Origin of the sequence: Rhodopirellula islandica (assembly GCF_001027925.1) — a bacterium.
Taxonomy (GTDB): Bacteria; Planctomycetota; Planctomycetia; order Pirellulales; family Pirellulaceae; genus Rhodopirellula; species Rhodopirellula islandica.
On sequence record NZ_LECT01000015.1, the window covers coordinates 198,339 to 219,472 of the forward strand.

Sequence of the window (21,134 nt, forward strand, 5' to 3'; positions counted from 1 at the left end):
GGACGAGGCCACGAGTCCTGAACTGGCGTCAAATCCAAGGACTCGTGGCCTCGTCCACTACGAACAACCCTAACTTTTAGCTTTGACAGACCACTAGGCGATCCATTTGTTTCGGGTGACTGGATTCACTTTGCGGTTTTGGAAAGATCTTCGATGACTTCATCGCCTCGCATCGAAACCGTGCTGATGGTTTTGGCATCGAAGTCAAGTTGCTGAAGGTCCACCATCCGGATCTGGCTGTTTTCATAGGTGCGGAAATAGTGACGCAGGTTTTTCAAATCGACGACATTCGTCCACAAGGTGTAGTCCGCCACTTCCTTGCCATTTTCGGTGCTCGTCGCTGCCCCTTTGGGGATGTCAAACTGGTTCAAAAGATGGAAGGCCTGCAAGACTCCTTGTTCAGCGGTTTCGACCGGCAAAGCCGATTGAGTGTAGGCGACCGCCCGCACGAACCGTGACGGCGGAGTGAAATCCCCCGGCAGCCCGAGCATTCCGCTCCCTTGCCCGAGTGCCTCGATCTTGTTTCCGGCCAAATCCAATCCGCCGGAATTTTGAGGCGTGAGGTTGATGTAGTTTCGAAGGTTGGTCATGTGCCAGTCGAACGGAGGCGAATTGGTCACCACGCCGAGCGGGTTCGCATGGACGTTCAGTTTGCCGTCGACGTATTCAAACACCATGGACTCACCGCTGGAGTCGGTTGCGACCAAGTGAAGCGGTGGCACAAATCCCATCTTCTCCATCACCACTTCGCCGACGAGAACATGGTTGGCGGCTTCCACCGCCTCGTCCACGCTGCCACACATGCCGAGCAAATAGGAGCAAAGTTCCCACGGGGCGAGCGTTCGCTCAGCGTCCGTGGACTTCACCTCTTGATACTTCGCAAAGCCGGGGAAGTAAAACAGGCCGACATGAAGCCCTTTTTCATTCAGGCCGTCTGCGATGAGCGGCTCATCAAATGCGTTGGTGCCAACGATGCCAAACTTTGATGTCCACTGCATGCCTGGTTTTCCACCGGGGGCAGTGCCTTCGAATGAATGACCTCGAGGAACGATGATCACGTTCGATCGCAGATCGATCCCAAACTCCATGGTCCTCGCGAAAACAACGGAACCGTCAGCGGGCCGGATCGTGATCCCTGTGCATGCCGAGGCAGAGGTGCCCCAGAGAGTCAAAAGACCGGTCAACGCGATTGTCTGGCAAAGACGAAAACTTCGGAGCATGAAAAAATCTTCGTAACGGATGGAGATTTGACAGGAAGAATGCAATGCATGGGGCTCGTTTCGAAAACCCAACGCCCGTCTACAAACGAAATGATAGGACACAGAACCAGCCTGGTGCTCCGCCCGCTCAAAATCGTTTCGTTGCGCTGGGGCCGAGCGAGGTCAACTCGCAGGTTGGGGCGACTTTGGCGGTGCCCTCCAACGTTGCATCCGGCGGATTGGAAAATGAACGTTCCTCGATCCCGAAATCCGAGTTGGATCCCATGCGATCGGGCCCCGAAGCGGGTTGCAGATTGTATGCTGGGCTGTTTTTCCTCCGGACGCCCCTTCCATGAACGTGCCCCAATCAATCTACGCTGGGATTCTTGTTGCCAGCCTGTTCAATGGTTTGTCGGTGAACGCGCAGACCGTGGCAGTGAACAAGATTGCGATCGAGAAATACGCGCCGCAAAGCGGTTCTTTTCCGGCGTGCACGCACATCGACCACAGCGGAAAGATCGAGATCGTGACCAGTGGCGACCGACTGTTCTATCGAACGGATTCGACGTCACCGTTTCGCCAGTCGCCGATCAGCGTCTTGGTCGACGCCCACTCCGTCGCATTCAACGCTGTTGAGAAACGCTACTACGCAACCGACACCGGGAACCACCGGTTGATCACCTTTGCAGATCCGGCGAGCGATCAATGGGCGAGCTTTGCGACATCACTGGCAGAGATCAAGCTGCAGCGTCCACACGACATCTTGTTTGATGCGGCAACGGGATGGATGTACACGCTGAATCCCGACAGCAGCCAGGTGTTTCGGTTCCAAGGAGCCGACGGCAAGGTGGAGGTGTTGGATCTTTCCAAGCAGTTGGGGTATTCACGTGCACTCACGATTTCCGATGGGACGCTGTACGTGGTCGGTTCCAGTCATGGCGTGGTGGTCGAAGTCACGGATTTCGAAAACCAAGAGTTCAAGATCCACCGTAGCTTCGGAAAGAAGAGGAACGCCCCCGCAGGCAGCTGGCAGGGCACTGGCTTGGTCCTCAACGACGTCGATTTCCACGACGGTCACTGGTACGCGACCAGCTATTTTTGCCCATCGTATGCAGGCGAACACAACTGCGATGAACACAAATTCATCCGCTTCCAGACCTGGCAAGATTTTGAAAAGGGGACTTGGGAAGACCTCAGTCACCTGCTGCCCAGCAAAGTGGTCCCGTACTTTCTCACGCCACACGAAAAGGGCCTGGACATCGGGGTCTTCAATCACGAAACACGTGGCGATTCAGCGTGCGTCTATCGCCTGACCACTGGCCCTGTCTCGCAGTAGTTCCATCGCCACCTGCCAGGCTGTAGAGGGACGAAGCATGGGAACGGACGGTGTTTTGATGGCCACCAGATTCTAGAATTGACGAGACCACGACAAGGTCGCCGAGCCAGCGTCACAGCGGCATCATCTGACGCCACGCGGACGATCATCCGCGTAGATGGCACCCGCTTCGCTGGCGATCCTCCGTTAGACAAAAACGGACCATCCCGTTTGGCGGACCAGGGTTTCTAGAGCAAGGCTGCCGACTTCGGATGTCCCCGCCTCGTTCAGCCCCGGCGACCAGACGGCAATCGCACCGTTTCCGGGGGCGACGACCAAGATGCCGCCTCCCACACCGCTTTTGCCGGGCAAGCCGATTCGATAGGTGAAATCACCGCTGTTGTCGTAGTGCCCGCATGTCATCATGACCGCATTGACCCGGCGGCACGCCTTACTGCTAACCATCTGGATTCCGCTGATGGGATCGGTGCCGTCGAAGGCCAAGAACAAGGCGGCGCGTGCCAGTTGGCGACAATTCATCGCAATCGCGCAGTGTGAAAAATACGCCTTCAGAGTCTCCTCGACCGGACTCCGCAAATTCCCGAACGACTTCAGAAAGTAGGCCAGAGCCCGATTTCGCGATCCCGCCTCGGACTCGGAATACGCAACCGCTTGGTCCACATGGATCGCAGAATCACTGGCCAGCGTTCGCATCCGCTCGATCAGTTCGGCAATCGTAGCGTCGGCTCCTTGCTGTTGGACCAAGTGATCCGTCACGACGATCGCGCCCGCGTTGATCAAAGGATTGCGAGGGATCCCGCCTTCGAGTTCAAGCTGCACAATGGAATTGAAGGGTGACCCCGACGGTTCTCTCCCCACGCTTTCCCAGAGCTCGTCGCCAACTTTACGTAGCACCATCGAAAGGGTGAACACCTTGGAAATACTTTGAATCGAAAAGTATTCGTCGGCGTCGCCGAGCGTGTGGACGTTGCCATCACCAAGGGCGACCGCCAGCCCAAACTTCATTGGGTCCACCGTTGCCAGCGCGGGAATGTAGTCGGCAACACGTCCCTGGCCCCGAGAAGGTTGAATGATCGAATCAATTTCGTTCAGTACATTTTCCCAGTCCATGGGGCGACTCGACATTCCTTGGGCTTCCGTTGGCGGAGGGGGTTGTGATTCCAGTCTCTGTGATTCTGGCTGGGGGCGAAGTCTAGCACTGGCACCAACGAACTGGCAGGCACCTCGATCACGGCCGGACTAGCGACGTGTGACTTGGACTTCGTAGACGATTTCGGAACGGCCTTCGCCGATGTAGCAGCCTTCCGTCGGGGCAGCCCATTCCGGTTCAGGGCCGGCAGCCACCGGGATATGAGCGTCCGCGACGGCGATCCCTAACGTTGGATCGTAACCACGCCATCCACCACCGGGCAGGTAGACCTCCGCCCAGGCATGGAGCTCGGATCCGTGAGTTCGGTTGGGCTCATAGACATAGCCGCTGACAAACCGGGCTGCCAAGCCTTGCGTGCGACACGCGTCCATGAACAGTGCGGCCAAGTCTCGGCAGGCACCCCGTTTTTCCGCGAACGTTTGGCTGGGCGAGAAAGCAGCGCCCTCGTACCGGGTTTCCGCAGTGTATTCGCGGTGGATGATCTCACACAGCTTCGACAAAAAGGGTTGTGTTTGCCAATCAACGCTCGCAGATATCTCGCCTGCCCAATGACCGATGGTGCGGTCCATCATCTGTCGATGCAGGTTCGGAGACAGTGCTTGGGCAATCCGCAAGTCATAGTAAGCGGGCAAATTGGTGACTCGCGAGTCGAGGGACAGGTAGTCGAACGGATTGGTCCGCGACGCTTCGACTTCGAAATTCACATCCAGGGTGAGTTCGCGATGACTGCCCTCAAATGAAACCTGCTGGGCCACATTGCCGAACACATCCAAAATTGAGTTGGACGATGATGGCTCGGGACTGAGCTGACAATTCCAATACAGCACACGTTGCGCTCCGTCGCTGCGGGGCCGCAGTCGGATCGTGAGCGGTTGGATGACGACCGGTTGGTCGTATCGAAAATGAATCCGATGAGATACCTGAAAGATCACGAGCTTTCGACACCACCGCTAGTTGCCCAAATTGGCTTGATAGCGAAAAAGGGAAAGGAAATTGTCGCAACGGTTGAGTGGATCGATACCTGGGAAGGATCCAAGTGCTGATCGGGCCCATCCATCACGCTGGTTCTCAACTAGCGTAGCGTCGGCTCAGCCTGAATGGGGGAGGATGTTTGAATCGGGCGTCAACGCCCGGTTGGGGAAGCTAGTCGAACGTCAAGGATCGCCATTCGTCCGTTAGCCAACGCTGCGAGCACGGCGGGTTCTGATAAACTGTGACGATCCGGATGACGCTTGGCTCGACCGCCTGCAAAAGGCAGCGTCGCTCTGGGTGATCCTTGATTTGGAGGCAGCCCGTTTCGCCTCCATTGATTCCGTTCATATCCACAACCTGGTTCCCCTTGCATGACTTCCTCTCGTTCATTCAGTGTCTTGCTGCTTGCGATCTGTTGGTTGACTCCTTGCGTCCAAGCTGAGGAAGGGGCGAGCCTCTCAACACCAGGAATCTGGCCGATTGACCGCCTGAAGTCGGAGGTGCCGGCCTACCGAATCGAAGATCCCGACGCAAAGATCCAGACGCTGATTTACGAAGGCGAGATGGTTGATGGCCAAGCGACGGAAGTCTTCTCATTTTACGCCTCGCCCAAAACGCTAGGCATTGGCAGGGAGGGCGAGCAGTATCCAGGCATTGTGCTGATTCACGGTGGCGGTGGAACTGCCTTCGCCGATTGGGTTTGGATGTGGGCGAACCGCGGTTATGCCGCGATCGCAATGGACCTCGGAGGACGCCGAGCTCCCGATCCTGAATTCGATTCTTCAGGAAAGTTGAAACCCTACGCGGGTCACAAACGAGACACTCGCGTTCGACTTGCACAAGGCGGTCCCCTGGACGGACACCCCGAAAAGTTTGACAGCATCGGGGGAAGAATTGATGACGATTGGCCGTACCACGCGGCAGCCAATGTGATGCGAGCTCACACACTGATCCGCAGTTTCCCTGAGGTCGATGCTGACCGCACCGCCGTGACCGGGATCAGTTGGGGCGGCTACACGACTTGCTTGGCCGCTTCGCTGGATGATCGATTCAAAGCCTCAGTGCCTGTCTACGGATGCGGATTCCTGCACGAAGGCGAATCGGTCCAAAAACCATCCATTGACGGCCTTGGCGACCGCCGTGATGCCTGGGTTGCGGCTTACGACCCCGGAAGTCACCTTCCGAAATGCACGGTCCCCACGCTGTGGGTCAATGGCACGCACGACATCCACTACGTACTCGACAGCTATGCCAAGTCCTACGCCAAGGTGCAGGGGCCGCGCACGATGCGGATCGAACCGCGAATGCCACACGGCCACCAGGCAGGTTGGAACCCGCCCGAAATCCAGATTTTCGTGGACTCGATTTTGAGGGACACCACACCTTTGGCATCCGTAGGCACGCTGCAGGTCAGCGACAACGGGACCGTCACGGTGCCCTTTCAGTCCGATACGAAGATCGTTCAATCTGCATTGCATTTCACGACCGAAACGGGCCTGCGATCCAAGCGAAAGTGGCAAACCGTCGACTGCGTGATTGCGGATGGAAAAGTCGAAGCCGAGGGACTTCCTCCGGAAGCCAACACTTGGTTGGTGACGTTGACCGATGAACGCGGTGCCTTGGTTTCCACCGAAGTGGGATTCCGCTGATCCGCCTAGCGTTGGTAGCTCGACTGCAGGCGAGGGATGCTGGGAAGGCTTTCGGTGGGAACCGGAATCCGATAGACCCGCTGCGTGGTGGTGTCGGTGACATAGGGAATCAGTCCGGTGCCGTGGTTCGAAGAGCGACGGCGGTGCAGCCACACCAATGTGATGCTCAAAAGCTTCTGATCTGGCTGATCCACGAATGCGACTCTGCGTCGGTGATGATTCGTCGTCATTCGAATCGAATGGCCGGCAAAGCAAAACCGATCCTTCAAAAACAAGGCTCCGATGTGATTGCGGCTGACGATCACCAGGTTCGGAATCAGCAGCAGGCACCACCCCATCAAGACCATGCCTCCGACCGCCAGCACCGTCGCGATCAGCCGGCCACCGGAGGTCGCCCAGGCTTCCACGCCTTCATACCAGAAGTACAGCATCGTGGAGATGGCCGCGGTCATGCCGATCGCCATCGGTATCCCGACGAAACGTGCGATCCGCTGGAACAAATCACGGTAAAACCATCGTCGGCATAGCTGGCTTTCTTTGGCGTTCATTTGCCACACTGCCAATCGTTGACCTTTCTCGGCTTCCCGATACAAGGACGCTTCCGCGAGGCCTCGCCATCCAAAAAAGATGGCAAGCACCAACGGGATCCCCAAACCGAATGAAGCAGCGGCGATCTTGCCGTCATCCATCGGGCCATCTGAAAGCATCGCAATGGCTGGCAGGCAAGTCGACAATGCCAAGCACCAACGTGCGGCGATGTAGCCACGCACCGGAAACATCCAACGGGGAATTTCGCTGTCGCCAAATTTGGGATCGGAATGATCCGTCATCGCTCTGCCGAGCATCCGCGAAAGTAGTCGTCGAATCGTTCGCACTGGCCAATTGGCAACAGCGATCAAAACAGCTCCGGTCACAACCAGACCAACGACGTTCATCCAAGTTGGAACGCCCGTCAAAACGAAATCTCGATCAAGGCCCGCTTCGTTGTCAAGCAAACCGATCAGGAACATCCCCAACGGTGCTCCAATCGCGAACGCAAGTGCAAACGTCATCCGTGTTTTCAATGACTCCTTCATTTTGACGGCAACTCCTTCACTCGGTTCGTTGTTTTTCTCGCGACGCTATCCTCCGACCACTCCTCCAGCCCTCATTCTTCTGACAAAAAAATGAGTCAAACGCCACCCATCCAACGCGATTTTGCGAGCAACAGCCAGCGTTCCAATCAGAACGATTCTGTTGCCTCGGCCGTTCTGTCCTGGAACCATCTTTCCAGCGTTGAACCGATCGCCGACACGGACGTGCTGAACAGGAAGAGGGCTTTTCAAGCACGAAGGACACGAAGCTGCACGAGCTCATCCTGGACGAATCCAGCCTTGGGGACTGGTCCTGGCCACTTTCCAATTGAATCGTCACGTTGGTGATTGGGGCGTCAGTCCGATTCGTCTTGGCGGACGATCAGCAACAGTTCGTCGAGGTCGGCAATCATTTCACGCATCGATTGATATCGACTCGTGGTTTGTTTGGCGATTGCTTTGAAAACGATGCGATCGGCTTCCTCGGGGATGTGCTGCTTCGGGGAGCGTTCGCTTGGTGGCGTTGGCTGACGCATGCAAATGTTGTCGAACGTTTCATCACGGTTCTTTCCTCGAAACGGCTCGGCGATCGCCATGGCCTCGTATAAACAGACACCGGCTGAGAACACGTCGCTGCGTTCATCCACTTCGCGATTGGAGATCTGTTCTGGCGACATGTAAGTCGGTGTGCCAATCAGTTGATTGGCAGGCGTCAACGTCGGTAGCTCGTAGGTCTTCTCTTCGTGCTTGACGTGCATCGATGACTTGTCCGACTCGCTGTGTGGGGCGTGGCTATGGCGGACGGGGGAGGTGGGGTAGCGACCATCGTCCAGCGTCGGCTCGCCCCAAACCTTGGCCGCGCCCCAATCCAGCAGCGTGACTTCACCGAAGTTCCCCACCCAAATGTTCTCAGGTTTGACGTCACGGTGAATCACCCCCGCCGCGTGTGCAAAGACCAGGGTTTGGCACGTGTCTCGAACGATCTCGATCCGTCGGTGCAGCGGGAATGCTGCGGCCACGCTCTCTTCGCCCTTTGCGAGCTGACGAAGCACGGAGAAGAAATTCTCCCCCGAGATGCGTTTCATCGCGTAGTAGATCCCGAATTCGTCATCCTCACCGATCTCATGCACGGGGACGGTTCCAGGGTGCTCCAGTTGGGCGGTCACTCGTGCTTCACGGAGCAGGCGACGTCGGAACCCGCGGTCCAGCCGATGCTCTGGCAACAGCATCTTGAGCACCACGGTTCGACCGACGATTTGATCGAAAGCCGAGTACAACACCCCATTGCCGCCACGAGCCATTTCGGTCAGATCGCTGTACTTGGCAAGACCGTGCGGACGGGGAGAAGGAAGCTGGATATCAGTGCTGGAGAGTGAAAGCATCATTCAGAGGAATGGCCGCTTGTTGGAGTGAACAAAAACGTCAAGTTGCCTGACACAGTCTTCAACTTACCCGCTTGGGCATCTCATTTGTGAGCGGCAAGGTGTTCGTCGCTCATTTCGGATCGGTCCTTCACGATTCATCATCGTAGCCGGCTTGCAGGTACCGTTGGGCGGCTTCTCGATAGGGCGGATCCCAACCGAGTTCTTGTAGCAGATCGCGTCGCTTCTTGAGGTACCATTTCGGTTCAATTGAATGTCGATTGGCCTCCAGCAATTCCAGAGCTCGCCCTTTCTTGCCCGATCGCCGAAACATCCGGTCTTGCAGCAGGATGAATTCGTGACGATCCCCCTTCGTTTGCTCGGTCAACCGCTCAAAGGCAGCGACCAATTGTGCTTGATATTGATCCGGATCGGCAATTGGCCATCGCTCTCGAACTTCGGGCAATTCGCGATACGCGAGCGCCCGCCCCAGTCGGTAACGAGTGAACGCGAGAGCCCATGACGTCGGCGTCGTCAGCGATTGCGAATCAGCCGGAAGATGCGCGGCCAAGGTCGCTTCCAGTTGGCTGGCCAGCTCAATCGTGGCCCGCAAATTGTCTTTGCGGTCGTCGTCGGTGTCGGACGCGAGCAACCGATCCTGTAAATCAATCATCGCTTGCCAAGCATCGGTGGCAACGGATTCGGGACGCTCCAGCTTTTGCAGCCAAGGCTCTTCCACCAGCCCCGATTCATCCGGTGCGTCTGCGGGAGCCAAAGGCATCTGCCCTGGTTTCCATCGACGGAGCCACGATTGCCTCGCTGAATATTCCAGGCGTTCAGCATCCGACTTGGTTTCCCGGATCTTCGTTGCGATGGAGGCAAGCGTTTGGTTCCGCCAACGTTCTGTCTCCACCTTGCTGGGAGCTTCCGCAAGGGAACGGGTCGGCAATCTCAATTGCACCCACCCAAACGCCAACCACGGCACAATGAGCCAAGCCAAACAGCGACGGCCATCGAAAACTGTAAGCTGTGGTTTCAGGAAGAGTCCAGCCATGCTGTGATCAGGTGGGGTACATTGTTCGTTGTTCATATCGCACCCCCGTGACCATACCGATATCCGATGCAGCCTTCCACACTCAGCCGGGTTTTCTTTTTCTTCGCGGTCTTGGTTTCGACAGGAACCCTCTCAGCCATGGCGGAGCAGTCCGATTGGGCGGAAGGCACCGCCGAGCACAACGATGGAGCCAATCGCGAACATTACAACCTGGCCGCATCCTTGCGTTGGAAACACTTCTTGGGCGATTGGTGTGACGCCGAGGGGACCGAACAAGGTGAGGTAGCCTATGCGGTCGCCGAAGTGGTGGACGACGACATTCGCAAACCCGTTCGTTGGGATGTGACCAATCTGGTGAAGCAGTGGGGCGATGCAACACACCCGGATCAAGGCGTGTTCCTACGTGTCATCGATGGGAGTGGCCGGATTGCATTTGGCAGCCGTGAGAGTTCAGACGCGACTCTGCATCCCAAGCTTGAATTGACCGGCGAAGGGGGGGCAGTCCGTTTGGACGCAGTCGCTGACACGTTCCTGCCCAAGTCGACTTATCGTTGCCAGGGCCAAGCCGACGAACTGCGAGTTTCTTCCGAGTCGGAGAATCTCTTGATCCGATTCAACATGAACCAAGCGGCCGATATCGGGACAATCACCAACGCCAAGCTGGTGTTGCAGTCGACTCAGCAATTTGGTTCCGCCAGTGTGGGTGTCTTTCGCTGCAATCAGGGCGAACGCTTTTTGCCTTCTTCGCCTGTTTTCGGCATCGCGGCGAAGTACGAAAATGATCGCCGGATCGAGGACGATCCAGACGTGATCTTCGCCACGGGTTTCGAACAACCGAACTGGGAGAATGAATGGACTCAGGCCGGACCCGACAGCAAAGTGGACACGGTGGATGCCGACACTCGGTCAGAAGGTTTTCTTCCTCTGCAAGGGATGGCATTGCGTTCTCGAATCGCCCAAGGAGAGTTCACCGCCCTGAACACGCTGTACAAGTTTGAGGAGCGGATCGGCAGTGAGCCCGAAGAGGTCTATTTTCGGTACTACCTGCGGTTGGCAGATGATTGGAATCAAACCATCCAAGGCGGGAAGCTACCGGGGATCAGTGGGACCTACGGTCGAGCTGGCTGGGGGGGACGAAAGAGCAATGGCAAGGACGGCTGGTCGGCTCGTGGATTGTTCCGCCAGACAATTCCAGAGGGCAATCCTTTGGCAGGACGAACCCCGATTGGGTTCTATTGCTATCACGCTGACATGGAAGGCACCTATGGAGCGAATTGGGTTTGGAGCCAAGGGTACCGCGGGTACCTGACAACCAATCGCTGGTACGCCATTGAGCAACAGTGCCGACTCAACACTCCCGGTGACAAGGATGGGATTTTGCGAGCCTGGGTCGATGGGCAGTTGGCGTTTGAGAAAACAGATGTGCGGTTTCGATTGACGGACGAACTTCGAATCGAGCAAATCTGGCTGAACCTCTACCATGGCGGAAAAACCGCATCGCCTCATGACCAGCACATCTTTCTGGACAACGTGGTGATCGCCAAGAAGTACATCGGGCCGATGGCCAAGCAGCCATGAGACCCAGAGTGGTGCAGGCGGGGTGATGGTTCAATGACGGCGGAGTGATTGAGTCAACTTGCCGTTTCGTCGCGGCCTATTTCCCGATCCGGGTGAGTTGGACGCTCGATTTGCTCCCGACCGACGTCGCGTGTTTTCCATCGGGATGAAGCATGATTTCCTCTGACGAACCGTCCGCAAAATTGCGAAGAAACGCAACGAGGTACTGCTTGTTGCCCACCTTGGCCCAAAGTCCGATGGGCTTTCCGCGGAGAACGACGAGACCATCTGGGGTGTAGTCGCAAACATTTCCGTTGCCGTAGTCCCAGCGTCCTACCACTGGGTCCGGTGGTTCTGGAGTTTTTCGTTGTGCTTTCAACTCGGCAATGTGTTCCTTCAAGTTCGCAATCAGTTGCTTGTCGTCGTCGGGAGCATCTTCTGCCTGGGAGCCTGTTTGGGTTCGCTGCTCAACGAACGAATCCAACTTGCGATCCAGGAGAGCCGAGATGCGATTTGCTTCTGCAAAGTCCTTCTCTTCGACGACCGTGGAAAGAGCTGCCTCAAGATCGCTTCGCAAAGTCTCTTGAGCAAGTGAAATCTGCTCTTTGAGTTTCCGGTCAAGAAATCGCAACCGTTCGTCAAACTTGGCAATCGCAGTTTTCGCGACGTCCGATTCAAACGCATTCGCTTCCACCGCATCTTGCGAAGTTCCGGCGTGAGTCGAGCAGGCCAGGAAGGCAAGAAATAGCAGGATGCGTTTCATAAGAGTGGCTTGTGGATTCAGTGTGATGTGCCAGTCGAAATGCTTGGCGAAGACAAGACTCATTCCAGTTCAGCAGCGAGACCGCCAAAATACCCACCCACCACCGAAACCGCAAGAAAACAGGAAATCGTAGTGGAGACAACCAGGGATTGAGTCAGCAAGCGTTCGTTCCCAAACAGGCTTGCCCGAATGATGGTCCTCCCGAGTACGAAAAAGAGAACAATCGCGACGAATGACCAGAACGAGCAAGCTTGCGACAGAGAATTGCCTTTCGTTTGATTGCATTGAGAGACTCTGGGATTCAACTCGAAGGGGTCTGGCCGAGCAGGACATGGGTGGTTCCCTTCGGCAAGTCAAAACAAGCGACGAGAGTCTTGCCATCGGAGACCCATGTTCCTGAATTCAGCGTCGACCGGTCAGTTGCTTCCTTCAGCACGGTCCGCTCGCTTCCTTGTTGGACGCTGACCGGTCCCGAGGCACCGTCGACTTGCAACGTGAACCTCTCCGTCGCGAAGGGGGCCCGGAGCGTCAGTTGGTTGCCAACCTGTTCGATCTCGGTCAACAGCTTGGCAGCCCAATAACGAGCCATCTCGCTGACCTTCATCCAAATGGTGTCGTCTTTGTATTGTGACGCCAGCGACTGCACCACGCGCTGGAAGGAGCGGAAACCCTCTTGGCTCCCGTTGCTGTACATCCCCTGCCAGTGACAGAGCATGACTGCTGGTTGACGTCGCTGGATCAGCTCGACCATCCGCCCGCTGGTCGCAGCGGCATTGCAATAGCGATCTGGTTCCGAGAGTGAGTCGCCTTGCCAACCGCCAAACCAATCGCCTGTTCCTGCGGGCACGTTCACCGTCAGTTGCACGTCGTCGGTTCCGATTCCTCGCACATTTTCTAGTTGGGGTTCAGTGCTCTCGTCGCCCGAGATGACGTATTTAAAGTAGTGAGGCAACTCGACGCCATAGACGTCACGAACCGCTTGGTCGACCGCGATCGGCAATTCGCTTTTCACCGCATTGCCAAATCCGCCGGGAGTGGTGACACCTTCGCAGGGGAGGTCACAGTTCTTCAGAATGCGAAGTGCATAGGCTAGGTACGCCGCCAATTCGTCCACGCTTTTCTTTTCCTGCGGGTACGAATTTTCCATGGTTGCGGCGCTGATCGCTTCCATCGGCTTGCCGGTCTTCAGATCGATCACGCGAGTGTGTGTGATCATCTCCGGATGGATGTCCCAGTTGGGAAGCATCAACTCACGGACCAAGTTCAAGCTGGACTGCAGTTCGGATCGCGACCACCCCGGCAATTCGCGATCGAGCCAACCGACGCAGGCCGGGTTCGGAACGATGCTGTACTTGCCCTTCACCCCGTGTTCGGCACACCATTCTCCGAACTGACGAACGAAGGCATCGGGGATCTCACGCGGCCATGATTTCCATGGCTTTTGATATTCCGTGCGATTTGGCCAAGCGGCAGCGAATTGCGGATTGCAAAAATGGCCCATGTTCACCAGGCATGTCGAGTCATCGATGATGAACGACAACGGCACTCGGTCGCGTGGCATCAGCACGTGAACGTTCGCTGGGCGGGTTGGCAGCGGAACGGAGGCGTTTCGCCCCTGTGTTTCAGCGGAGGCAACGCGGGGCATTCCGATGCCGGCAACGGTTGTCGCGACGGCGCCCCAAGCGGAAGCTCGAAGGAACCTACGTCGATCCTGGTCGATGAAAGCTTGGTTCTGGTTCACGTCGAAGACTCCGGGAGACCATTTTTTCGCTGACGGCAGGCACAACACGGCTTGCCGTCCCGCCTGATTCTATCACGCCCCGAAACGTGTCATGACTCCTCCTGTTTGGTGCCACCCACCAAAATCAGTTTCCGTCGCTCAAATTGGAGTGTGCATCTCTCGGTGATTGCCCTGCGGATCTCGCGCAGGGAATGGCTATCCAATGAAGCCGCCGATTGATATCCTTTTCGGCGGCAGAGCGAGCGATGTGCATTCGTGATCACGGCTTGCGCGAAGTGAAACCGGGGACTGTTTTACGTGTCTTTGATGCTGCTCCGTTGACATCATTCTGTGAATCCAGAATTCGTCCGTTCCTGCTGCGGATTCTCTTTGCAGTTCATCTCACGCTTGCGACAGGAGTTCTGAGTCGCAGGCCTTTAGGCTCGGTGATTCATGAAGAAACACGAATGGTACGAGACCACTGACGAAGGCGAGAGGCGTCTGGTCACTGTGACGCGACATGCCGGGAAATGGCAGCTTCGGTCCCGACTCAAGTCGGAAACCGAGTGGACCACGTTTCCTGCCATCCCGCTGGATGATCTCGAGACCCTGCACGAAATCATCAACAACAAATATCGGCGGAATCGCCTCCCGCATTCGCACGTTCTGGAAATTGATGCCCTGATCGAAGCCGCAAAACGCCGGGATTAGCGGGAACCCAGTCTCCAATTGGGATTGCCAATCCGGAAGGTGGCTCAATCCGGAAGGTGGCTGGCACCGAATGGAAGAAGGGTCATTTTTTGGCGACCAAGCTGACGCCGACAATCGCGATCGCCATGCCGGCGAAGTGCTGCCAGGAAGATGGCTCCTCGAGAACCATGACCGCCAATAACATCGTTAGCACAGGGCCGACCGAACCGATGACGGTGGTTCGGGTCGCTCCGATCTGCAAGATTGCCTCGTTGATCATGAAGCTTGGGATCACGGTGCAAACAAAGGCAAGCACCAATCCATACACGTAGACAATTGGCTGGGCATCAAAAAAATCGCTGAACGAATGCGTGCAGAGAAAATGAATCACGACGAAAAACGTCGATCCAATCATCGCCAGGCTGGTGAATTCTCGACTGCCAATCTTCTGCATCACCGGTTTGGCGAACAACACGTACAGTGAATAACTCAGCGCCGCACCAAACACCAAGCACACCCCCCAACCTGTATTGGCGTGAGGTGTGAACGAACGCTCCTGGCCATACATCAACCACACGCCCAGGTACGACAACCCGATCGCCGCCAGAATCTTTCCGTTGACTTGCTCGCCAAGAAACATCCATGCCAAAGCCGCGACCATGGCCGGGTAGGTGAACAACGTCAGCCGTTCTAACTGGGCTGAAATGAATTCCAACCCCGACAAATCCAAGTACGACGCGAGGTAGTAGCCCAAAAAACCAAGCAACAATGACCGAATCACAATCGAAACGGGAAGGGCGGGCGAAGCAGATTCGGCGTCTGCCGATGATCTCCTCCTCAAGAGCGTGGCGAACACGACCACATAAAAGGGAACGGCCAACACCATGCGAATGGCCAACAAGAGTGTTGCGTCAGCCCCCGCGGCAAACGCCAACTTGATGAAGATCGACTTCAGTGCAAACAGAAATGTCCCCACGATGGCCAACATCACTCCCCATGAAAATCGCACGGGGACCCAATCGGAGGTGGGTGTCAAATCAGCGGCGGTGGTTTCCGTGGTCACGGAAGGACTCAATTGAACGAACTGCGGGCGGAGTGGCGTCAGAGTCGCAACGCGACAAAGAAGTCGCAACCCGTCCACATTCCACAGACGTGACACCCCGTTGGATTTTTCGGTTCACTCAAAGCAAGCTGCTCGGCCCGGCTTCGCTTTGACTCCCAAGCCGTCCACTAAACCGGTGGTTGATCGCTGTCGTACGGCACTGAATTGCCGTGCAACTCAGCCAACGCGTTGGCAGCGGCACGCTGCTCGGCGTCTTTTTTGTTGTTGCCCCACGCGGGAGCGAAACTGCGATCGTCCACCATCGCGCCCATCAAGAACATCTTGCGATGGTCCGGTCCCGTCTCGCGAATCAGTCTGTAGACAGGCGTCGCGGACAATTCCCGCTGAGCGTATTGCTGCAAAACAGATTTGTGATTCCCGGACCCTTGCGTGTCAACGGCCAAGTTGACTTCATCGGCCAACCAATCCTTCAATCGGTTGCGCACGATCTCAGGCCCACCATCAATGTACAAGGCTGCAATGACAGCCTCGAAGACGTCGCTAACCAGTGACTTGGGGTAGCTTCGATTTCGGGTCACACCACGGCCAACGATCAGGCATTGATCCAGCCCAAGTTTGCAGGCGGCTTTGCCACACGAACGACGACTGACGACAGCGGATTTAATCTTCGTCAAATCGCCTTCGCTGTATTCGGGGTATTCGTTGAACAACCATTCGCAAACGGTCAGCCCGAGAACCGAGTCACCGAGAAACTCCAGACGCTCATTGCTGGCCAATCGATTGGATGCCCCAGAAGCGTGGGTCAAAGCCGACCGCAGCAGATCCAGGTCTTGAAAGTCGTAGCCCAGAATCTCCTGGCAACGCTGAATCTTTGCGAAGGCATCGGCGTACGGTTCGTCGTCAGAAGCGTCCACCAATCGAATGGCCTGATCCTCAGCTTCATCCGAGGAGGGAGAGAACTCGTTGGAGTTCGCCAGTTTCGTTTCCAACGCCGATGGCGACAGCGATTCTCGTGATGGATCACGAGAAGATTTCGGTGACGAGGGTGACACGCGCAAGGAGACCTCAGAGAGTGGGATGGGGAAGAAACGACAGGAGTGTCAAATCTTCAGTCCCGCGCCGGTGACCGAAACAAGAGGTTGTCTCGGCCACCGGTGAGCGACTGGTGGGAGGGAATGATCGCCAATGCAGCAATCGCATCTCCCTCTTCCAAACGCAAATTCTATCTGGGAAACGGGTGTTTTGGCAACGAGAATGCAGGTTTGCTTCGAACTAAGTTTCAATCTGGCACAGCAAGTCGACTGGACCGACCGAACAAACAGCCGACTTCAACAGGTATAACGAGGTGCACCCCACACCTTCTCGCGAAACGATCTCTGTCACTACCTCTGGAAGCAAATGATGACGCGAAGGCACACGATTGGCACGCCTGGGAACCGAGCCTCGCTCGCTTTTTACCGCTTGGGAATCGCCCTGCTCGGGTTTGGAATGGCGATGCATTCCCTCAACGCAGAAGAGTTGACGCCAAAATCCGTCGCGAAATCAGAGGGCACCCGCTCTCCGGCGGCGTCAGCCGAATCACTGGCAAAGGACCTGAGGTACCTGACCAGCGAAGAACTGGCCGGGCGCAGCGCGGTGGGCCCCGAGATCCTGAAAGCGGCGGATTACATTGCCGAACGATATCGCGAAATCGGATTGGAAACGCGCCTGTACGGCGATTCCCCGATGCAACCGGTGGAGATGGCCACGGGATCGCAACCGACTTCGTCGGCTGACAATCGCCTCCGCTGGTCGTCCCCCGGGACGGAACCGACCGCGATCGAACTGGAAAACCAATTCATGCCGCTGGCAATTGGCACCACCCAAGGCGACGTCGAAGCCCACATTGTTTGGGTGGGATACGGCATCCGCGCAGCAGATCTGGGATACGACGATTACGCGGCTTTCCAACTGGCCAGCGGCGAGCAACCCTCCGAGAAAAACGGTTCCGTCGAAGGCAAAATTGTGATGATGCTTCGCAAAGAGCCTGGTTTCGCGGACCCAAACAGCCCCTTCGATGGCGTGAAGAACACCCGCCATGCCTTCTTTGACACCAAAGTTTCAACCGCGATCGACCAGGGCGCCGTGGGCGTGCTGCTCGTCAACGATCCGGTGAGCACAGAACGCATGGTGCAAGCGATCCACCAACGCTATCGAGCCGAAGAAAAACGTCTCCAAGCGTTAACGACTCAGCTCAACGCGTTGCCTGCCGAAGCCACCAATCTGCGAACGGCATTGACCAAGCAACTTGATCGAGTCAACGAGATGCTGGGCAATCGTGAACAGGAAGTGGCGCAAGCCAAGTGGGGAATGCTCGGTGTCGCCGAAGCCGGGATGCGGCCTCTCCAGGGCAACGAAAAGGTCACCGACCCGCAGACGGGCAAGTCATCTCGCCGTCCCGCCATCCCCGTCGCGTCGATTTCGAGGGAAGCCGCCGATCACTTGCTGAAGCAAATGGCTTCCCTGCCATCGACGAACGAGGACGACGACTCGCGAGCCTTGTTTGCGAAGGGTCTGACCGCGGTCGAAGAGGCCATTGACGCGGACTACAAGCCGAAAGTGATTGCATCCACCGGACTGCGTGGTCGTCTCCAGGTGGGACTGACGAAAGCAACCGCGACCAGCCCCAACGTGTTGGGTGTGCTGGAAGGCAAAGGCAAGCTGGCCGATGAAACCATCGTGATCGGGGCTCACTACGATCACGTTGGAATGGGCGGCATGGGTTCGCTTGCCCCTGGAACGATCGAGATCCACAACGGGGCTGATGACAACGCCTCAGGCACCTCGACGATGCTGGCCGTCGCTGAACGTGTCGTGGATGAACTGAACCGGACGACCGATCACCGACGAATCGTGTTCATCGCCTTCACCGGCGAAGAACGTGGATTGCTGGGCAGCAAGCACTACTGTTCCCAGCCTCGATTCCCGATTTCGAACACGGTCGCGATGCTGAACATGGACATGGTCGGCCGACTTCGCGACAACGAACTGACCATCTACGGGACCGGAACAGCCACGGGCTTCGAATCACTGGTCCTGGGCCTGAACAAAGGCATGCAGCAAACCTCGCGACCGTTCAAACTCAACCTCGTTTCAACCGGATATGGGCCCAGCGATCACGCCTCGTTTTACGAAGCTGGCGTCCCTGTTCTGTTCTTCTTCACCGGATTGCACAGTGACTATCACCGTCCAAGTGATGATTTTGAGAAACTTAACCTGGACGGGATGACCCGCATAACCGATATCGTTTCTCAGGCCGCCAATCGTGTCGCCACGATGGACGAGCGCCCTCCGTACACGCAGACCAACAAAGACTTTCAGATTCGGCATCAGATGAAAGTGGTTCTGGGCATCCAAATGGATCCCAATTCCAACCAAGTCGCCGGAGTGATGGATCCCAGTGCTGCAAAGGAAGGTGGCGTCCAAGTGGGCGATCAGTTGATCAAAGCCGGAGACCGGACCATTCAAACTGTCAACGATCTGCGGGAAGAACTTCGACCGAAGTCACCCGGAGACTCGCTGCGACTGACAATCCAGCGTGATGAAGAAGAGATGGAATTGATGGTGCGACTTCGGGCAAGATGAACAAGATAAAACGCCAAGAAAAATGCTAAACTGCTGTGCAAACCGCCCCGATCCGCCTTGAAGCGGTTGGAACGGATTGACACAATGACCGGCAGCAATGCTTGATTTCGGTGAGGAAACCGGAGCCAATCAAGCGGGCATGAATCAGACAATCGCATTCACCACGCAAGGAGTAGCGGACGTGCGAACCATCGTTCTTTCGGCCATCGCCATGGCCATGACCACCGTCAGCGTATTGGCACCGACTTCGGCATCCGCCCAAGACGCAGGCCATCGCATCGCCGTTGTGGATGTCGCGTACATCTTCAAAAACAACGAAGGTATCAAACAGCAAGTCAAGGCGGTGGAGGACAATTTGAAGTCCTTCGACACCGAACTGACAGCGAAACGAGAAGAGTTGAAGGCAGCGGCTGAAAAGCTGAAAACCTTCCAACCCAACTCCCCTGAGTACACCGCTCAAGAAGAACGCGTCGCATCCATGGAATCCAAACTTCGTTTGGACATGGCTCGCAAACGCAAAGAGCTCGCCGACCGCGAAGCCAAGATCTACTACGACAACTACAAACTCATCACTTCCGGCGTTCAAGCGATCGCCGAGTACCACAAAATCAACTTGGTTTTGCGTTACAACAGCGAAGACATGGACCTGGCACAAGGCGAGTCGGTCATCCGTGGCGTGATGCGAAACATCGTCTATCACGACGAGCAACTGGACATGACCGGTGCGGTCATGAGCTACCTCGACAAGAAACTGTTGGCTGTCAAGCCTGGCGGAACGCCAAACCGCCAGTGATCCAGTCGCCCTGACTGACAATTTGAAAGGTGGCTCGAGCATCGCTTGAGCCACCGACCGAGCGCCACAAGGATTCGTGACGCTCTCCAAGAATACCAATGGGGCACATCGTCACTCCGTTGATGACAATCAGGCTTCGCTCGCGTGCAAGGAGGCTCGCAGCGTGATGGGGATTCGCAACGAACACACTATCGCCTCGAACTGTGCGATCAGCGGCCGCGGCTACTGGAGCGGCAAGGACGTCCGCGTCACCTGCTGCCCCGCGCCTGCCGGAACCGGAATCGTTCTCGTGCGATCCGATTTGCCTGGCGAACCCGAATGCCCTGCGAACACTCACTTCGCCACGGGCGTTTCGTTCCGAACCAACCTTGCCAACGGTCCGGCCAAATTTGAAATGGTCGAGCACCTGCTGGCCGCCTTCGCAGGCCTGGAAATCGACAACTGCCGTGTCGAAATCAGCTCCGAGGAACTCCCTGGGTTAGACGGAAGCTCCCTGCCCTACGTCGAGGCGTTGCAAGAAGCAGGCCTGGTCATCCAAGCCGCCGCTTCCCAACCCCTGATCATTCGCGACTCATTCCGCACAGAACACGGTGGCGGGTACATCGACGTTTCGCCCACCACGCAAGGCGAAGCCGCTTACGAATACCACCTGGACTACGGCCCCGACAGTGCCATTCGGGAGCAATCCTTCCGCTGCGTTCCCACACCGCACACGTTCGCAAGACAAGTCGCCTCCGCACGCACGTTCGTGACTGCCGATCAAGCCTTGCAACTCCGCCAGTCCGGCGTCGCCTCCCACGTCACCCACCAAGACCTCTTGGTGATCAGCGACGAAGGACCGGTCGACAACGAATATCGATTCCGCAACGAGTGCGCTCGGCACAAAACGCTGGACTTGATCGGTGACCTTTCCTTGGCGGGCGTCACTTTGATAGGACAGTTTTCTTCCGTCCGAGGTGGGCACCAACTCAACGGCATGGTTGCCGTTCGCTTGGCTGAACTTGCTCAGCAACAACAACGGAATCAACGTGCCAATCAAACCATTGGCCTGCAGCAACGGCGAGCCGCATGATAGATCAACTCGGAACTTTGACTCACTTCCCTCTCGCAACTCAACCTCAGAACAACGC

The 21,134-nt window shown here is 56.5% G+C and carries 17 protein-coding genes; 7 read left to right on the forward strand and 10 right to left on the reverse strand.

Going from position 1 to position 21,134, the window contains the following annotated elements:
- Positions 1-125: 125 nt before the first annotated feature.
- Positions 126-1,322 carry a linear amide C-N hydrolase gene (locus tag RISK_RS06480; protein WP_201778929.1) on the reverse strand — a complete coding sequence of 399 codons (1,197 nt, stop codon included), beginning with the start codon at positions 1,320-1,322 and terminating at the stop codon, positions 126-128.
- Between the two features lie 229 nt (positions 1,323-1,551).
- On the opposite strand from RISK_RS06480, the gene RISK_RS06490 reads away from it, so the two are divergent.
- A complete protein-coding gene (locus tag RISK_RS06490; RefSeq protein ID WP_053061080.1) occupies positions 1,552-2,535 on the forward strand; it encodes an NHL repeat-containing protein in 984 nt (327 codons plus the stop codon).
- 186 nt (positions 2,536-2,721) lie between these two features.
- Here RISK_RS06490 and RISK_RS06495 read toward each other — a convergent pair whose 3' ends face one another.
- Complete coding sequence (locus RISK_RS06495; RefSeq protein WP_201778930.1) at positions 2,722-3,660, reverse strand: glutaminase; 939 nt, start codon at positions 3,658-3,660, stop codon at positions 2,722-2,724.
- A gap of 114 nt (positions 3,661-3,774) precedes the next feature.
- Positions 3,775-4,617, reverse strand: coding sequence for a transglutaminase family protein (locus tag RISK_RS06500; protein ID WP_047813450.1), 843 nt, complete (start codon positions 4,615-4,617; stop codon positions 3,775-3,777).
- A 411-nt stretch (positions 4,618-5,028) separates the two neighbouring features.
- Here RISK_RS06500 and RISK_RS06505 point away from each other — a divergent pair, with 411 nt between their 5' ends.
- Positions 5,029-6,306, forward strand: a complete 1,278-nt coding sequence (locus RISK_RS06505; protein ID WP_053061081.1) for an alpha/beta hydrolase family protein — start codon at positions 5,029-5,031, stop codon at positions 6,304-6,306.
- A 5-nt stretch (positions 6,307-6,311) separates the two neighbouring features.
- Here the strand turns inward: RISK_RS06505 and RISK_RS06510 are convergent, their stop codons facing one another.
- From RISK_RS06510 to RISK_RS06525, 3 genes are all read right to left on the reverse strand, one after another.
- A complete protein-coding gene (locus RISK_RS06510) occupies positions 6,312-7,358 on the reverse strand; it encodes a hypothetical protein (RefSeq protein ID WP_047813451.1) in 1,047 nt (348 codons plus the stop codon).
- A 377-nt stretch (positions 7,359-7,735) separates the two neighbouring features.
- Positions 7,736-8,764: a serine/threonine protein kinase gene (locus RISK_RS06520; protein ID WP_047813453.1), complete on the reverse strand. Its 1,029-nt coding sequence runs from the start codon at positions 8,762-8,764 to the stop codon at positions 7,736-7,738.
- 127 nt (positions 8,765-8,891) lie between these two features.
- The gene (locus tag RISK_RS06525) at positions 8,892-9,521 is read right to left on the reverse strand and encodes a hypothetical protein (RefSeq protein ID WP_236696085.1); all 630 of its coding nucleotides are present in this window, start codon (positions 9,519-9,521) and stop codon (positions 8,892-8,894) included.
- Between the two features lie 339 nt (positions 9,522-9,860).
- Here RISK_RS06525 and RISK_RS06530 point away from each other — a divergent pair, with 339 nt between their 5' ends.
- A complete protein-coding gene (locus RISK_RS06530) occupies positions 9,861-11,372 on the forward strand; it encodes a polysaccharide lyase (RefSeq protein WP_047813455.1) in 1,512 nt (503 codons plus the stop codon).
- A gap of 76 nt (positions 11,373-11,448) precedes the next feature.
- Here the strand turns inward: RISK_RS06530 and RISK_RS06535 are convergent, their stop codons facing one another.
- Together RISK_RS06535 and RISK_RS06540 are read right to left on the reverse strand one after the other, a co-directional pair.
- Positions 11,449-12,177, reverse strand: coding sequence for a hypothetical protein (locus RISK_RS06535; protein WP_150122507.1), 729 nt, complete (start codon positions 12,175-12,177; stop codon positions 11,449-11,451).
- Positions 12,178-12,415: 238 nt separating this feature from the next.
- Positions 12,416-13,855, reverse strand: coding sequence for a hypothetical protein (locus RISK_RS06540; protein ID WP_236696086.1), 1,440 nt, complete (start codon positions 13,853-13,855; stop codon positions 12,416-12,418).
- Between the two features lie 432 nt (positions 13,856-14,287).
- Between RISK_RS06540 and RISK_RS06545 the strand changes: the two genes are divergently transcribed.
- Positions 14,288-14,545 (forward strand): hypothetical protein, encoded by a 258-nt coding sequence (locus RISK_RS06545; protein WP_047813457.1) that lies wholly within the window; start codon positions 14,288-14,290, stop codon positions 14,543-14,545.
- 82 nt (positions 14,546-14,627) lie between these two features.
- On the opposite strand, the gene RISK_RS06550 is transcribed toward RISK_RS06545, so the two are convergent.
- Complete coding sequence (locus tag RISK_RS06550) at positions 14,628-15,587, reverse strand: DMT family transporter (RefSeq protein ID WP_047813576.1); 960 nt, start codon at positions 15,585-15,587, stop codon at positions 14,628-14,630.
- A 167-nt stretch (positions 15,588-15,754) separates the two neighbouring features.
- Complete coding sequence (gene rnc / locus RISK_RS06555) at positions 15,755-16,639, reverse strand: ribonuclease III (RefSeq protein WP_047813458.1); 885 nt, start codon at positions 16,637-16,639, stop codon at positions 15,755-15,757.
- Positions 16,640-16,985: 346 nt separating this feature from the next.
- Here rnc and RISK_RS06560 point away from each other — a divergent pair, with 346 nt between their 5' ends.
- From RISK_RS06560 to lpxC, 3 genes are all read left to right on the forward strand, one after another.
- Positions 16,986-19,211 carry a M28 family peptidase gene (locus RISK_RS06560; protein ID WP_047813459.1) on the forward strand — a complete coding sequence of 742 codons (2,226 nt, stop codon included), beginning with the start codon at positions 16,986-16,988 and terminating at the stop codon, positions 19,209-19,211.
- Between the two features lie 139 nt (positions 19,212-19,350).
- Positions 19,351-20,004: an OmpH family outer membrane protein gene (locus RISK_RS06565; protein WP_047813577.1), complete on the forward strand. Its 654-nt coding sequence runs from the start codon at positions 19,351-19,353 to the stop codon at positions 20,002-20,004.
- A 163-nt stretch (positions 20,005-20,167) separates the two neighbouring features.
- The gene (gene lpxC, locus RISK_RS06570; protein WP_047813578.1) at positions 20,168-21,076 is read left to right on the forward strand and encodes a UDP-3-O-acyl-N-acetylglucosamine deacetylase; all 909 of its coding nucleotides are present in this window, start codon (positions 20,168-20,170) and stop codon (positions 21,074-21,076) included.
- Positions 21,077-21,134 lie beyond the last annotated feature (58 nt).

What these genes read in the sequence shown, in the direction of transcription:
- RISK_RS06510 (WP_047813451.1), bottom strand. Translation starts at nt 7,358, where the DNA reads ATGACGTTTGCACTTGCGTTCGCGATTGGAGCACCGTTGGGGATGTTC.
- RISK_RS06545 (WP_047813457.1), top strand. Translation starts at nt 14,288, where the DNA reads ATGAAGAAACACGAATGGTACGAGACCACTGACGAAGGCGAGAGGCGT.
- RISK_RS06565 (WP_047813577.1), top strand. Translation starts at nt 19,351, where the DNA reads ATGAATCAGACAATCGCATTCACCACGCAAGGAGTAGCGGACGTGCGA.
- RISK_RS06525 (WP_236696085.1), bottom strand. Translation starts at nt 9,521, where the DNA reads ATGCCTTTGGCTCCCGCAGACGCACCGGATGAATCGGGGCTGGTGGAA.
- RISK_RS06560 (WP_047813459.1), top strand. Translation starts at nt 16,986, where the DNA reads ATGATGACGCGAAGGCACACGATTGGCACGCCTGGGAACCGAGCCTCG.
- RISK_RS06520 (WP_047813453.1), bottom strand. Translation starts at nt 8,764, where the DNA reads ATGATGCTTTCACTCTCCAGCACTGATATCCAGCTTCCTTCTCCCCGT.
- RISK_RS06490 (WP_053061080.1), top strand. Translation starts at nt 1,552, where the DNA reads ATGAACGTGCCCCAATCAATCTACGCTGGGATTCTTGTTGCCAGCCTG.
- RISK_RS06505 (WP_053061081.1), top strand. Translation starts at nt 5,029, where the DNA reads ATGACTTCCTCTCGTTCATTCAGTGTCTTGCTGCTTGCGATCTGTTGG.
- RISK_RS06535 (WP_150122507.1), bottom strand. Translation starts at nt 12,177, where the DNA reads ATGAGTCTTGTCTTCGCCAAGCATTTCGACTGGCACATCACACTGAAT.
- RISK_RS06495 (WP_201778930.1), bottom strand. Translation starts at nt 3,660, where the DNA reads ATGTCGAGTCGCCCCATGGACTGGGAAAATGTACTGAACGAAATTGAT.
- RISK_RS06530 (WP_047813455.1), top strand. Translation starts at nt 9,861, where the DNA reads ATGCAGCCTTCCACACTCAGCCGGGTTTTCTTTTTCTTCGCGGTCTTG.